The following is a 14,605-nucleotide window of genomic DNA, read 5'->3' as shown; positions in this document are numbered from 1 at the left end:
AAAAAAGGGCAATATTTACAAAACTTCCCCGCAGCTTAAGCACCTCGCGGGATTTGTACCCCCCTCAATGCCCGTTCTGGCAAAAATGCCGCGCGCCCTCAACAGTTAATAAACAGATGGCTGTTTTATCCGGAATGCGGAAGCTTGCGAAAACAAGTCGGTTTATATTACTCGCGCTTTTTTAGGGCATGAAAAAACCATTTAATTTCATCACGCTGGTGTCAACCTGGATAATCAGCGTTAAACTATTCATACCATTTATAAAGGGAGAAGTGATGATGCGCGTACTGGTTGTTGAGGATAACGCATTGCTACGTCATCACCTGAAAGTTCAGCTTCAGGAGATGGGCCATCAGGTGGACGATGCCGAAGACGCAAAAGAGGCCGATTATTATCTCAATGAACACCTGCCGGACATCGCCATCGTCGATTTAGGGCTGCCGGATGAAGACGGATTGTCCCTTATCCGCCGCTGGCGTAGCCATGACGTTTCGCTGCCGGTGCTGGTGCTGACCGCTCGCGAAGGCTGGCAGGACAAGGTTGAAGTATTGAGCGCAGGCGCGGACGACTACGTTACCAAACCCTTCCATATTGAAGAGGTTGCCGCGCGCATGCAGGCGCTGCTGCGCCGTAACAGCGGGCTGGCGTCGCAGGTGATCTCTCTGCCGCCGTTCCAGGTGGATCTCTCCCGCCGCGAATTTTCCATTAATGATGAAGTGATCAAGCTGACCGCATTCGAATACACCATTATGGAAACGCTGATCCGTAACAACGGTAAAGTGGTGAGCAAGGACTCCCTGATGCTTCAGCTTTATCCGGATGCCGAGCTGCGCGAAAGCCATACCATTGACGTGCTGATGGGCCGCCTGCGCAAAAAAATTCAGGCGCAGTACCCGCACGACGTGATCACCACCGTGCGCGGTCAGGGCTACCTGTTCGAATTACGCTAAATGAAAGGGATTTTGCGCCACATTTTACCCCTTTCGCTGCGGGTTCGCTTTCTGCTGGCAACCGCCGCCGTCGTGCTGGTGCTGTCGCTCTCCTACGGAATGGTGGCGTTGGTCGGGTACAGCGTAAGCTTCGATAAAACCACCTTCCGCCTGCTTCGCGGCGAAAGTAACCTGTTTTATACCCTGGCGAAATGGGAGAACAACCAAATCACCGTCGAGATGCCGGAAAACCTGAACCAGCAGAGCCCGACGCTGGCGCTGATCTACGATGAAAAAGGCAAACTGCTGTGGGCGCAGCGTGATGTTCCCTGGCTGAAAAAACGCATCCGTCCGGAATGGCTGAAAACCAACGGATTTCACGAAATAGAAGCCGACCTCAACTCGACCAGCATCCTGCTGCGTGACGATCGGGCATTACAGAACAAGCTCAATGAGATCCGCGCCGAAGATGACGACACGGAGATGACCCACTCGGTGGCCATCAACCTGTATCCCGCTACCCTGAACATGCCGCAGCTGACCATTGTGGTGATCGATACCATACCGGTTGAGCTAAAACGCTCGTATATGGTCTGGAACTGGTTCGTGTACGTTCTGGCTGCCAACCTGCTGCTGGTGATCCCACTCCTGTGGGTTGCTGCGTGGTGGAGCCTTCGTCCGATTGAGTCCCTGGCCAAAGAGGTGCGCGAGCTGGAGGAGCATCACCGCGAGAAGCTGAACCCGGAGACCACGCGCGAGCTGACCAGCCTGGTGCGCAACCTCAACCGCTTGCTGAAAAGCGAACGTGAACGCTACGACAAGTATCGCACGACGCTCACCGATCTTACGCACAGCCTGAAAACCCCGCTGGCGGTGATGCAAAGTACCCTGCGTTCCATGCGCAGTTCGAAAATGAGTGTGGATGACGCCGAGCCTGTGATGCTGGAGCAAATCAGCCGGATTTCACAGCAGATTGGTTATTACCTGCACCGCGCCAGCATGCGTTCCGGAAGCGCCCTGTTGAGCCGCGAGCTGCACCCGGTAGCCCCGCTGCTGGATAACCTCACCTCTGCGCTGAACAAGGTATACCAGCGTAAAGGGGTCAATATCAGCCTGGATATCTCACCGGAAATTAGCTTTGTCGGCGAGAAGAATGACTTCATGGAAGTGATGGGGAACCTGCTCGATAACGCCTGTAAGTATTGTCTGGAGTTTGTCGAAGTGTCCGCGCGGGTAACGGATAACGAACTGCATATTATCGTTGAGGACGATGGTCCCGGCATTCCCCGTAATAAACGCGAAGTGGTATTTGACCGCGGTCAGCGCGCCGATACGCTGCGTCCTGGCCAGGGCGTAGGGCTGGCCGTCGCTCGGGAAATCGTCGATCAGTACGACGGCAAGATCGAAACCGGTGAAAGTTTGCTGGGCGGCGCCCATATGGAGGTCATTTTTGGCCGTCAACAGCCCGTATCGAACGATAGTTAACCCGGAATGTGAAAAATACGCGGATCTCGCCCCCAGGGTTCTTTGCTTCCGTTATAATCCGTCTCAGTAAGAGCCTGCGGAAAACAAAAATATGGATTATCAATTAACGCTTAACTGGCCCGATTTCATCGAACGTTACTGGCAAAAACGCCCGGTCGTTCTGAAACGCGGATTCAGCAATTTTATCGACCCTATTTCCCCTGACGAACTCGCGGGTCTGGCGATGGAAAACGAGGTGGACAGCCGTCTGGTGAGCCACCAGGACGGAAAATGGCAGGTCAGCCACGGTCCATTTGAAAGCTACGATCACCTGGGCGAAAGCAACTGGTCTTTACTGGTGCAGGCGGTCAACAACTGGCACGAACCCACCGCAGCCTTAATGCGCCCCTTCCGCGCCCTGCCGGACTGGCGAATGGACGATCTGATGATCTCCTTCTCCGTTCCCGGTGGTGGCGTCGGTCCGCATCTGGATCAGTACGACGTGTTTATCATTCAGGGTACCGGTCGCCGTCGCTGGCGCGTGGGCGAAAAGGTGCCAATGAAGCAGCACTGCCCGCACCCGGACCTGCTTCAGGTCGATCCGTTTGAAGGGATCATTGATGAAGAGCTGGAGCCGGGCGACATTCTGTATATCCCGCCAGGCTTCCCGCATGAAGGCTATTCGCTGGAAAACTCGCTGAACTATTCGGTCGGTTTCCGCGCGCCAAGCGGCCGCGAGATGATCAGCGGGTTTGCTGATTATGTTTTACAGCGCGAGCTGGGCAGCTACCGTTACAGCGATCCGGACGTTCCGGCGCGTGAGCATCCGGCAGATATTCTGCCAGAGGAGCTGGATAAGCTGCGCGGTATGATGCTGGATCTGATCGGCGAACCGGAGCACTTCAGACAGTGGTTTGGCGAGTTTATCAGCCAGTCGCGTCATGAACTGGACGTCGCACCGCCAGAGCCACCGTATCAGGCGGATGAAATTTATGATGCACTCCAGCAGGGCGATAAGCTGGTTCGTCTGGGCGGATTACGCGTGCTGCGCATTGGCGAAGAGGTATTCGTCAACGGCGAGCGTCTGGACTCCCCGCACCGTCCGGCGCTGGAAGCGATTGCCAGCCATATGGTGCTGTCTGCGGATACCTTTGGCGACGCGCTGGACGATCCGTCGTTCCTCGCCATGCTGGCCGCGCTGGTGAACAGCGGGTACTGGTTCTTTGAGGACTGATGTGTAATGTTTGCCGGGTGGCGGCTACGCCTTACCCGGCCTACAACAGCACGATCCCGTAGGCCCGGTAAGCGAAGCGCCACCGGGCTCAATTTACTTCCGCTCCCCCGCCGCAAAATCCTTCTCCTCACCCGCCCACTCTGCGGGATATAGCCCTTCACGCACATCCCGATGAAACGTTGAATAGGGCCAGTCAATGACTTTGCTGACATAGCCATGCTTCAGCGGATTGATGTTGACGTAATCCCTATGCCGCCGGTAATCCTGTTCATTGCGAATGGTGTGTTCCCAGAAACGCGGTTGCCAGACGTGGCGCATCTCAATGCTGCGGCTGAACGTTTTTTTGATGTCGCGCCAGCGCGCCGAAAAGTCACTGTCCCCTTCCGGTAAGGTCCAGATACAGTGCATATGTTCAGGCAGGACAACCCAGGCGTTAATGGTGAAGGGCTTAGCACGCTTAACCGCGGCGGTAGCGGAACGCAGGCTTTCGATGTGGCGAGTAAGCAAATCGCTCTGGCGGTTTTGCAAATTGACGGTGAAAAACCAGGTCCCACCGGGGATGTAATGGCGGCGGTAGTTTGACATAGGCACTCCTTGCCGATTGCCCGGTGGCGCTGCGCTTACCGGGCCTACAAAATCAATGAACGTAGACCGGGTAAGGCGTAGCCGCCACCCGGAATAACACGGCTACCGCTTCGCGGTTAACTCAGCTATGCGCACAATCACCTGCACCGCTTTCTCCATCCCTTCCAGCGTCACGAACTCATGCTTGCCATGGTAGTTATACCCGCCGGTAAACAGGTTCGGGCACGGCAGGCCCATAAACGACAGCTGCGAACCATCGGTTCCACCCCGGATCGGCTTCATCACCGGCTCGATGTCACAATCGCGCATCGCCTGCCGGGCGATATCCAGAATGTGCGGATGCTCCACCACCTTCTCGCGCATATTGTAATAGCTGTCTTCAATGATGAGCTCAATATAGCAATCCGGATGCAGCCCCTTGCCGACCTTTTTCGCGATCTCCATCATCTTACGCTTGCGCGCCTCAAAGGCTTTGCGGTCAAAATCGCGGACAATATAGTGCATCTGCGCGCTGTCCACAGTCCCCTTGATGCTGGTCAGATGATAAAAACCCTCATACCCTTCCGTCATCTCCGGGCTCTCTTCGGCGGGAACTTCCGCATGAATACGCGCGGCCAGAGACAGCGCGTTCACCATCACCCCTTTCGCAGAGCCCGGGTGCACGTTATTCCCGACAATTTTGATCGTCACCGATGCTGCGTTAAAGTTTTCATACTCCAGTTCGCCCACGCCGCCGCCGTCGACGGTGTACGCCCACTGAGCGTTAAACGCCTCAACGTCAAAGTATTTCGCGCCCTTACCCACCTCTTCATCCGGCGTGAAGGCGACGCGGATATCGCCGTGCGGGATATTTTGTCCCTTCAGCACCGCCAGCGCCGTCATGATTTCGGCGATACCCGCTTTGTCATCGGCGCCCAGCAGGGTCTTGCCATCGGTGGTAATTAACGTCTGCCCCAGCAGCTGGTGCAGCACCGGGAACATCACCGGCGACAGGACTTCGTCACCAATCCCCAGCGCGATATCACCGCCGCGGTAGTTTTCAACAATCTGCGGATTAACGTGTTTACCGCTAAAATCAGGTGAGGTATCGACATGAGAAATAAAGCCAATCGCCGGGATATCCCCCTCAACGTTGGCCGGCAGCGTTCCCATCACGGTACCTTTTTCGCTCAGCGTGACGTTGACCAGCCCCATGGCCTCAAGCTGCTCTTTCAGCAGGTTGAGCAGCTTCCACTGGCCTTCGGTGCTGGGCACCTGTCGGACACCCGGCTTAGATTGGGTATCCAGCGAAACGTAATGTAAAAAACGCTCAAATAGTTTATCCATGCAGTCACCCTCACTTTTTGTGACAACATTATCAGTAAGCAGCAAAACGCAAATATTGCGTCAGGTCACTTTTATCCCGCAAACGAGAACTTTTTACGTTTATATCGTTCTGCGTTAATAAATGTAGCTTATGAATAAGTGAGAAGGATTGGCGATTCAATGGGTTTGCCGTAGAATGTCCGCCCTCATTACGAGTCACCAAGGTGGTTACACACAAACCCCGCTTCAGTCTGCTGCCTGAGGCGTCTATATGGGACAGCGCGAAAATTGAATACACAACCCCGTTCCCTTTCACCGCTGGTGCAACTGGAACGAATTCGTAAAAGTTTTGATGGCAAAGACGTCATTTCCGACCTGAATCTGACCATCAATGACGGTGAGTTTCTCACGCTGCTTGGCCCCTCCGGCTGCGGCAAAACCACCGTCCTGCGCCTTATCGCCGGGCTGGAAAGCGTCGATAACGGCCACATCCATCTTGAGAACCAGGACATTACCCAGGTTCCTGCCGAAGATCGCCACGTCAATACCGTCTTTCAGAGCTACGCCCTGTTCCCGCACATGACCGTGTTTGAGAACGTGGCGTTTGGCCTGCGGATGCAAAAAACAGCGGCCAGCGAGATCCCGCCCCGCGTCACCGAAGCCCTGCGTATGGTGCAGCTGGAAGAGTTTGCCCAGCGAAAGCCGCATCAGCTATCCGGCGGACAGCAGCAGCGCGTGGCCATTGCCCGCGCCGTGGTCAACAAACCGCGCCTGCTCCTGCTGGATGAATCCCTCTCCGCGCTGGACTACAAGCTGCGCAAGCAGATGCAGAACGAGCTGAAAGCGCTTCAGCGTAAGCTCGGCATCACGTTCGTGTTTGTTACTCACGATCAGGAAGAAGCCCTGACCATGTCGGACCGTATCGTGGTGATGCGCGACGGCAAGATCGAGCAGGACGGCACGCCGCGTGAAATTTACGAAGAGCCGAAAAACCTGTTCGTCGCCAGCTTCATTGGTGAAATCAATATTTTCAACGCCACGGTGATTGAGCGTCTGGACGAGCAGCGCGTGCGCGCCAACGTGGAAGGCCGCGAATGCAACATCACGGTGAACTTTGCCGTGGAAAAGGGACAAAGGCTCAACGTCCTGCTGCGCCCGGAAGATCTCCGCGTCGATGAGATCCACGACACGGCTGACGCCGAAGGTCTGATCGGTTACGTTCGCGAACGCAACTATAAAGGCATGACCCTCGAATCCGTGGTCGAACTGGAAAACGGCAAAATGGTGATGGTCAGCGAGTTCTTCAACGAGGACGATCCGGACTTCGACCACTCGCTGGATCAGAAGATGGTCATCAACTGGGTAGAAAGCTGGGAGGTTGTACTGGCTGATGAAGAACACAAGTAAGTTCCAGAATGTGGTGATTGCCACGATCGTCGGTTGGCTTGTGTTGTTTGTCTTTCTACCCAACCTGATGATCATCGTAACCAGCTTCCTGACCCGCGACGACGCGAACTTCGTCGCGATGGTCTTTACGCTGGACAACTACGCGCGCCTGCTCGATCCGCTGTACTTTGACGTGCTGCTGCACTCGCTCAACATGGCGCTGATTGCCACCGTTGCCTGTCTGGTGCTGGGGTATCCGTTCGCGTGGTTCCTGGCTCGCCTGCCGCAAAAAGTGCGTCCGCTGCTGCTGTTTTTACTGATTGTGCCCTTCTGGACCAACTCGTTAATCCGCATCTACGGGCTGAAGATCTTCCTCAGCACCAAAGGTTATCTGAACGAGTTTCTGCTGTGGCTGGGGATTATCGATACGCCGATCCGCATTATGTTCACCCCGAGCGCGGTGATCGTCGGCCTGGTCTATATTCTGCTGCCGTTTATGGTGATGCCGCTCTACTCCAGCATTGAAAAGCTTGATAAACCGCTGCTGGAAGCCGCCAGAGACCTGGGGGCCAGCAAGCTGCAAACTTTTATCCGCATCATTATTCCGCTGACCATGCCGGGCATTATCGCCGGCTGTCTGCTGGTCATGCTGCCGGCGATGGGCCTGTTCTACGTGTCGGACCTGATGGGCGGGGCGAAAAACCTGCTGATCGGCAACGTGATCAAGAGCCAGTTCCTGAACATCCGCGACTGGCCGTTCGGCTCGGCCACCAGCATTACGCTGACGGTGGTGATGGGACTGATGCTGCTGGTCTACTGGCGTGCCTCGCGCTTGCTGAACAAGAAGGTGGAGCTGGAATGATCGGTCGACTGCTTCGCGGCGGTTTTATGACCGCCATTTATGCGTATCTCTATATTCCGATAATCATTTTGATCGTGAACTCATTTAACAGTTCACGCTTCGGGATCAACTGGCAAGGGTTTACCACCAAATGGTATGGCCTGCTGATGAACAATGACAGCCTGCTCCAGGCCGCGCAGCACTCGCTGACGATGGCGGTGTTCTCTGCCACCTTTGCGACGCTGATTGGCTCGCTGACCGCCGTGGCGCTGTACCGCTACCGTTTTCGCGGTAAGCCGTTCGTCAGCGGCATGCTGTTTGTAGTGATGATGTCCCCGGACATCGTGATGGCCATTTCACTGCTGGTGCTGTTTATGCTGCTGGGCGTCCAGCTCGGTTTCTGGTCGCTGCTGTACTCGCACATCACCTTCTGCCTGCCGTTTGTGGTGGTGACCGTCTACGCGCGTCTGAAAGGGTTCGACGTGCGCATGCTGGAAGCGGCGAAAGATCTGGGTGCCAGCGAGATGACTATTCTGCGCAAAATCATCCTGCCGCTGGCGATGCCTGCCGTTGCAGCCGGGTGGTTGCTCAGCTTTACCCTGTCGATGGACGATGTGGTCGTATCCTCCTTCGTCACCGGGCCGAGCTATGAAATTCTGCCGTTGAAGATCTACTCAATGGTTAAAGTCGGTGTTTCACCCGAAGTGAACGCGCTGGCGACTATTCTGTTGGTGTTATCGCTGGTTCTGGTCATTGCCAGCCAGGTTATTGCTCGTGATAAAACAAAATCTCAGGGGACACAGAAATGAAAAAAATGCTTGCCGCTGCGGCGCTGGTGCTTGGCATGGGTGCCGCGCACGCTGATGACAGTAAAACGCTCTATTTCTACAACTGGACCGAGTATGTGCCGCCGGGCCTGCTGGAGCAGTTCACCAAAGAGACGGGCATCAAGGTGATCTATTCCACCTATGAGTCGAATGAGACCATGTATGCCAAGCTTAAAACCTACAAAGATGGCGCGTATGACCTGGTGGTGCCGTCGACCTATTTCGTCGACAAAATGCGCAAAGAGGGCATGATCCAGAAGATCGACAAAACGAAGCTAACCCATTTTTCAAACCTCGATCCTGAGATGCTGAACAAACCGTTCGACCCCAACAACGACTACTCCATTCCCTACATCTGGGGTGCGACGGCAATTGGCGTCAACAGCGACGCCGTCGATCCAAAAACGGTTTCCTCGTGGGCCGACCTGTGGAAGCCGGAATATAAAAGCAGCCTGCTGTTAACCGACGATGCGCGCGAAGTGTTCCAGATCGCGCTGCGTAAACTCGGCTATTCCGGCAACACCACCGATCCGAAAGAGATCGAAGCGGCGTATAACGAACTGAAAAAGCTGATGCCAAACGTGGCGGCGTTCAACTCCGATAACCCGGCTAACCCGTATATGGAAGGTGAAGTGAACCTGGGGATGGTCTGGAACGGCTCGGCGTTCGTTGCGCGTCAGGCCGGGACACCGCTGGAGGTGGTCTGGCCGAAAGAAGGCGGGATCTTCTGGATGGACAGCCTCTCAATTCCGGCTAATGCGAAAAACGTGGATGGCGCCCTGAAGCTGATTAACTTCCTGCTGCGCCCGGACGTGGCAAAACAGGTGGCGGAAACCATCGGCTATCCGACGCCGAACCTGGCCGCGCGGAAGCTGCTAAGCCCTGAAGTGGCGAATGATAAATCGCTTTATCCGGACGCTGAAACCATCAGCAAAGGGGAATGGCAGAACGACGTCGGTGACGCGAGCCGCCTTTATGAAGAATATTATCAGAAGCTGAAAGCCGGTCGTTAATGCACAACGGGCGACGCAAGGTCGCCCGTTACTCTTACAGCCCCTTCAGGAGTTTATCCACAAAGGCCGGCACCACCTCGCTTGCCAGACCGTAATGCTTCTCTTCAAACTCGCTTCCGACCTGGCTTGGCTCCAGATTGAGCTCCACCGTATGGGCACCTTGCAGCCGCGCTTCGTGCACAAATCCCGCCGCCGGATAGACATGGCCTGAGGTACCAATGGCGATAAAGACGTCCGCCATGGCCAGGGCACTGTAGATTTCATCCATTCCCAGCGGCATTTCGCCAAACCAGACCACGTGCGGACGCAGACGCGAAGGAAACTGGCAGCAGTGGCAGCGGTCTTCTTCCAGCACGTCCTCTTTCCAGTCCAGCACCTGACCGCTCCATGCGCACCGCACCTTGAGCAGTTCGCCGTGCATATGAATGACGTTGCGGTTACCGGCTCTTTCGTGAAGATTGTCGATGTTTTGCGTCACCAGCAGAAAACGATCTCCCAGCGCCTCCTCCAGCTTTGCCAGCGCCAGGTGCGCCGCGTTTGGCGCAATCTCCGGCTGCTGAAGCTGGCGACGGCGGGCGTTGTAGAACGCCTGAACCAGCGCCGGATCGCGGGCGAAACCTTCCGGCGTCGCCACATCTTCAACTCGGTGTTCTTCCCACAGCCCGTCCGCCGCGCGGAAGGTCTGAATACCGGACTCGGCGGAGATCCCCGCCCCGGTCAACACCACCACTCTGGGTTTATCCATCGCTTCTGGCATCATCCTGTCTCTGAAAAAGATCCGCTGACGCAGGCGTTCACGTAAGCGGCGTTTATTTTTGCGAAAACGGCTGAGTCGACCCTGGCGACGCGACAGCATAGTAACCTCGTAAACTAATCGGTGAGATGAAGGAATGCGGCTCCGCGCATGCCTCCTGCGTCCCCGTGTCGCGCACGCTCAATGCGCGGCACGCGGGCGACCGGCAATAAATGTCGGGGCAGACGCCCGGACAACTGTTCCGTAATCGCAGTGAAGTTTGACAGCCCACCCCCAATCACCAGCAGATCCGGGTCGACGATGGTCAGGATGTTGCCCAGACACACCGCCAGCAGGTCGAGATAGCGTTCAACGTGCTCTCGCGCCTGCGCATCCCCTTGTTGCCACAAGGTAATGATTTGGGGGGCCTCAAGTTTCTGATGATAGAAGTGTTCATACAGCCATGCAAACCCCCGTCCCGACAGATAGTTTTCAATGCAGCCGTGCTGACCACAGCCGCAGCGGGTAAGCGGGAAATCGCGCCCGACCACGTCCAGCGCGTCCACCGGCAGACGAATGTGGCCAAATTCGCCGGTGATGTAGCTGCGTCCGGTAATGGGCTTGCCGTTAATGACAATCCCGCCGCCGACGCCCGTCCCGAGGATCAGCCCCATCACCAGCGGATAGCGACGAAACTCGTCGTCCCAGGCTTCGGAAAGGGCAAAGCAGTTGGCATCGTTGTCTAAGCGCACGTCGCGTTCAATGAGGGCTGAGAGATCGGCGCGCAGCAGCTTGCCGCTGGCAGCGGGAACGTTGGCGGCATACAGCGTGCCGTCGTCGGTTTCGGGCATACCCGGAATTCCAATGCCGACGCTGCCCTTGACGCCAAACCGCTCATCCGCCTGCGCTACCAGCGCGGCGATAGCGGTTAAAAATTCATCGTAGCTTTCACGCGGCGTGGGCACGCGCGTTTCCCACTGGAGTGTGAGATCGTTATCAAACACGCCGAGCGCAATCTTGGTGCCGCCAATATCAAATCCGTAATACATGATGCATTCCTCTGCTTGATTCAGCGGCCCAAAGACCGCTAAACCATGACGAAATTACTGGCCACTTAATACCCTCGCCGGATCGATACGGCTTGCGCGACGCGCCGGATACCAGCTTGCCAGCAGACTCAGTAAAAGTGCTGTAACCAGCACATAAATAACGTCCAGCCAGTGCAGTTCAGACGGCAGGAAGTCAATAAAATAGATATCGCCGGACAGGAACTGATGGCCGATAAGCGTTTCAATCCCGTTGATAATCGGCGTCAGCTGAAGGGACACCACCACGCCGATGACCACGCCGCAGAGGCTGCCAAACAGCCCCGCCAGCAAACCGTACCAGACGAAAATGGCGCGAATAAGACCGTCTTTTGCCCCTAAGGTACGCAGCACGGCGATGTCGCCGCTCTTATCCTTAACGGCCATAACCAGCGTCGAGACGATATTAAAGCACGCCACCCCAATCACCAGCACCATCGCCAGATACATAATCGCGCGGATCATCTGGATATCGCGGTACATATAGCCGTAAGTGCCTATCCAGCTTTTGATGTAGACGTAGCTATTGGTCACGCTGCCGGCATCACGCACCAGCTTATTGGCGTTGAAAACGTCGTTAACCTTAATGGCTATCCCCGTCACGCTGTCGCTCATGTCCAGGTACTGACGGGCATCTTCCAGCGGCACCATGGCGAAGCTATGGTCGAGCTGGCCGCTTAGCTGCAAAATACCGGTCACGTGCAGACGCACGCGTTTAGGCTGCTGCAATTTGTGGTCGGCGCTGGCGTTCGGGATCATGATCGATACCCAGTCGCCCTGCTTCACCTTCAGCGCGTCGGCAACGCCTTTACCCATGATGATCTGCTGCTCGCCGGCCTTAAAGTTTGCCCATGCGCCATTTTGCACGTAGCGCGGCAGCGCGCTCAGACGCGCTTCCTGACGAGGATTTACCCCTTTCACCTGGATGGCGCGCAGGTTTACCCCGCTCTCCACCAGCCCGGTAAAGTTGATGTAAGGTGCAGCCGCCGCGATGCCCGGCACTTTTTCCACTTTGTTCAGGGCATCCTGCCAGTTGGACCACGGCTGGTTTACCGGCTCGATTTCACCGTGAGGAACAACGGCCAGAATGCGGTTATTCAGTTCACGCTCAAAGCCATTCATGGCGCTTAAGCCGACGATCAGCACCGCCACGCCCAGGGCAATACCGATGGTAGAGATGACGGAGATAAGGGATACCATCCCGCTCCGGCGACGACCGCGGCTAAAGCGTAACCCGATGAGTAACGATAACGGTGAAGCCATTACTCCGCTCCCATCAGCGTCAGTTCTGCGTTCAGATGACCGTCGCGCATTTCCAGCTGACGGCCCATCCGCTTAGCCAGCTGCAAATCGTGGGTCACCACCAGAAACGCGGTACCCTGCGCGGCGTTCAGTTCGCCGAGAAGCTGGAAAATGCTGTCTGCGTTACGCGCATCGAGGTTACCTGTCGGTTCATCCGCCAGCACCAGGCGCGGGTTGTTGACCAGCGCGCGGGCGATCGCCACACGCTGACGCTCACCGCCGGAAAGCTCGGACGGACGGTGATTACCGCGATGTCCCAGCCCTACCGCGTTTAGCATGTCGCTGGCGCGGGCATTAATTTCCGCCGGTTTCTTTTTACCAATCAGCAGCGGCATCGCCACGTTTTCCAGCGCCGTGAAGTCCGGCAGCAGATGGTGGAACTGATAGATAAAGCCCAGCTCGCGGTTACGCAGCTCGGCTTTCGCCGTTGACGACATTTTACTCAGCGGCTGTCCGGAGAAGATCACATCACCTTCGGTTGGGGTGTCCAGCCCGCCCAGCAGGTGCAGCAGCGTACTTTTGCCGGAGCCGGAGCTGCCGACAATCGCCATCATCTCGCCTTCACCCACGCTAAAGCTCACATTGTGCAGCACGTCGGTCTGCACAGCGCCTTCCTGATAGCGTTTGGACAGGTTGTCGCACTGCAACAGGATCTTATTCATAACGTAAAGCCTCAGCGGGTTGAGTGGCGGCAGCCCGCCAGGAAGGATAAAGCGTAGAAAGCAGCGCAATGGCCATCGCGGCCAGCGCAATACCGACCACCTGTAGCGGCTCGATAGCCACCGGCAGCGCCGCGCCATCGAGCAGCGCGCCGATGATCGGCATCAGATTGTTGAGCTGGCTGGCGAGCAGCGCGCCCAGCGCCGCCCCGAGCAGCGCACCGATAATGCCGGCGCTGGCGCCCTGAACCATAAATACCGCCATGATCTGGCGCGGGGTCAGGCCCTGGGTTTGCAAAATGGCGACTTCGCCCTGCTTCTCCATCACCATCAGCCCCAGCGAGGTGATGATGTTAAACGCGGCAACGGCCACGATCAGGCTTAACAGCAGCCCCATCATGTTTTTCTCCATGCGCACGGCCTGGAACAGCTCGCCTTTACGGTCGCGCCAGTCCTGCCATTTCGTCCCTTCCGGTAACGCCTGCTGGCTGAGGGTGTCTACCTTCAGCGGCGCGTCAAGCCACAGACGCCAGCCGGTAATATTGCCCGCCGGGTAGCGCATCAGACGCGAGGCGTCCTGAATGTTCACCAGCATCTGGTAACCATCGACTTCGCTGTTCGCCGCAAACGTGCCAATCACGTTGAACAGGCGCTGGCTTGGCAGACGCCCCATCGGCGTAAACTGGCTGGCTGAGGGCACCATCACGCGCAGCCGATCGCCACGGTTAACGCCAAGCTGCCCGGCCAGCTGCTCGCCGAGGATGACGTTATATTTACCCGGTTCGAGGTCGGTTTGCTTCACGTTAACCAGAAACGGCGTCAGCGGATCTTTTTGTGCCGGATCGATACCGAGCATCACCCCGACCGCCACGCTGCGGGCGCTTTGCAGCACCACATCGCCCGTTGTAAGGGGCGCAACGCGGGTGACACCCTGTAACTTCACCGCGCTTTCCGGCAGCTGTTGCGGGTTAACGGAACCCTGAGTGGAAGAGAGAACGGCCTGCGGCATCAGCCCCAGGATATTGTTTTGCAGCTCGCGCTCGAAGCCATTCATGACGGAAAGCACCGTCACCAGTGCCATCACGCCAAGCGTAATGCCAATAGTCGAAAGCCAGGAGACAAAGCGACCGAAGCGGTCCGCGGCGCGCCCACGCATGTAACGTAAGCCTATGAAGAGTGCGACAGGTTGATACATGAAATCCGTCTGTTTGCTGATAGCAGACCCACGAGTATATAAGCGAA

At 56.5% G+C, this 14,605-nt stretch carries 14 protein-coding genes; 7 read left to right on the top strand and 7 right to left on the bottom strand.

The features are described 5' to 3' along the window. Positions 1–278: 278 nt before the first annotated feature. The 3 genes from phoP (at position 279) to IM300_RS03955 (ending at position 3,627) form a co-directional block, all read left to right on the top strand. Positions 279–950 carry a two-component system response regulator PhoP gene (gene phoP / locus IM300_RS03965; protein WP_026094318.1) on the top strand — a complete coding sequence of 224 codons (672 nt, stop codon included), beginning with the start codon at positions 279–281 and terminating at the stop codon, positions 948–950. After that, entirely contained in the window at positions 951–2,414 is a 1,464-nt protein-coding gene (gene phoQ / locus IM300_RS03960; protein ID WP_063866389.1) for a two-component system sensor histidine kinase PhoQ, read from the top strand. 91 nt (positions 2,415–2,505) lie between these two features. Next, positions 2,506–3,627: a cupin domain-containing protein gene (locus tag IM300_RS03955; protein ID WP_107535140.1), complete on the top strand. Its 1,122-nt coding sequence runs from the start codon at positions 2,506–2,508 to the stop codon at positions 3,625–3,627. 93 nt (positions 3,628–3,720) lie between these two features. Here the strand turns inward: IM300_RS03955 and IM300_RS03950 are convergent, their stop codons facing one another. Beyond that, on the bottom strand, positions 3,721–4,212 hold the full coding sequence (locus IM300_RS03950; RefSeq protein ID WP_193035382.1) for a transposase: 492 nt from the start codon (positions 4,210–4,212) through the stop codon (positions 3,721–3,723). Between the two features lie 102 nt (positions 4,213–4,314). Next, entirely contained in the window at positions 4,315–5,538 is a 1,224-nt protein-coding gene (pepT, locus tag IM300_RS03945) for a peptidase T (RefSeq protein WP_193035380.1), read from the bottom strand. A 237-nt stretch (positions 5,539–5,775) separates the two neighbouring features. Between pepT and potA the strand changes: the two genes are divergently transcribed. From potA to potD, 4 genes are read left to right on the top strand one after another with little or no spacing between them, the layout of a single operon-like run. Next, positions 5,776–6,924, top strand: a complete 1,149-nt coding sequence (gene potA, locus IM300_RS03940) for a spermidine/putrescine ABC transporter ATP-binding protein PotA (protein ID WP_165498414.1) — start codon at positions 5,776–5,778, stop codon at positions 6,922–6,924. Then, the gene (potB, locus tag IM300_RS03935) at positions 6,908–7,765 is read left to right on the top strand and encodes a spermidine/putrescine ABC transporter permease PotB (protein WP_063449041.1); all 858 of its coding nucleotides are present in this window, start codon (positions 6,908–6,910) and stop codon (positions 7,763–7,765) included. The genes potA and potB overlap by 17 nt, the downstream gene beginning before the upstream one ends. Then, on the top strand, positions 7,762–8,553 hold the full coding sequence (gene potC / locus IM300_RS03930; protein ID WP_193035378.1) for a spermidine/putrescine ABC transporter permease PotC: 792 nt from the start codon (positions 7,762–7,764) through the stop codon (positions 8,551–8,553). The genes potB and potC overlap by 4 nt, the downstream gene beginning before the upstream one ends. Then, positions 8,550–9,584 (top strand): spermidine/putrescine ABC transporter substrate-binding protein PotD, encoded by a 1,035-nt coding sequence (gene potD / locus IM300_RS03925; RefSeq protein WP_063449042.1) that lies wholly within the window; start codon positions 8,550–8,552, stop codon positions 9,582–9,584. The genes potC and potD overlap by 4 nt, the downstream gene beginning before the upstream one ends. 34 nt (positions 9,585–9,618) lie before the next feature. Here the strand turns inward: potD and cobB are convergent, their stop codons facing one another. From cobB to lolC, 5 genes are read right to left on the bottom strand one after another with little or no spacing between them, the layout of a single operon-like run. Further along, positions 9,619–10,440, bottom strand: a complete 822-nt coding sequence (gene cobB, locus IM300_RS03920) for a Sir2 family NAD+-dependent deacetylase (protein ID WP_107535134.1) — start codon at positions 10,438–10,440, stop codon at positions 9,619–9,621. 14 nt (positions 10,441–10,454) lie between these two features. Beyond that, a complete protein-coding gene (gene nagK, locus IM300_RS03915) occupies positions 10,455–11,366 on the bottom strand; it encodes an N-acetylglucosamine kinase (protein WP_193035376.1) in 912 nt (303 codons plus the stop codon). A 54-nt stretch (positions 11,367–11,420) separates the two neighbouring features. Continuing rightward, positions 11,421–12,665, bottom strand: coding sequence for a lipoprotein-releasing ABC transporter permease subunit LolE (lolE, locus tag IM300_RS03910; RefSeq protein WP_063449045.1), 1,245 nt, complete (start codon positions 12,663–12,665; stop codon positions 11,421–11,423). Next, a complete protein-coding gene (gene lolD / locus IM300_RS03905) occupies positions 12,665–13,366 on the bottom strand; it encodes a lipoprotein-releasing ABC transporter ATP-binding protein LolD (RefSeq protein WP_102749697.1) in 702 nt (233 codons plus the stop codon). Before lolD ends, lolE begins: the two co-directional genes overlap by 1 nt. Next, positions 13,359–14,558: a lipoprotein-releasing ABC transporter permease subunit LolC gene (gene lolC / locus IM300_RS03900; RefSeq protein WP_107535131.1), complete on the bottom strand. Its 1,200-nt coding sequence runs from the start codon at positions 14,556–14,558 to the stop codon at positions 13,359–13,361. The genes lolD and lolC overlap by 8 nt, the downstream gene beginning before the upstream one ends. Between the last annotated feature and the right edge of the window lie 47 nt (positions 14,559–14,605).

The sequence above is a fragment of the Enterobacter cloacae complex sp. I2 genome (assembly GCF_014896205.1).
Taxonomy (GTDB): Bacteria; Pseudomonadota; Gammaproteobacteria; order Enterobacterales; family Enterobacteriaceae; genus Enterobacter; species Enterobacter quasihormaechei.
Note: the sequence above shows the minus strand (reverse complement) of the source record. Positions and strands in the feature narration are given on the sequence as shown.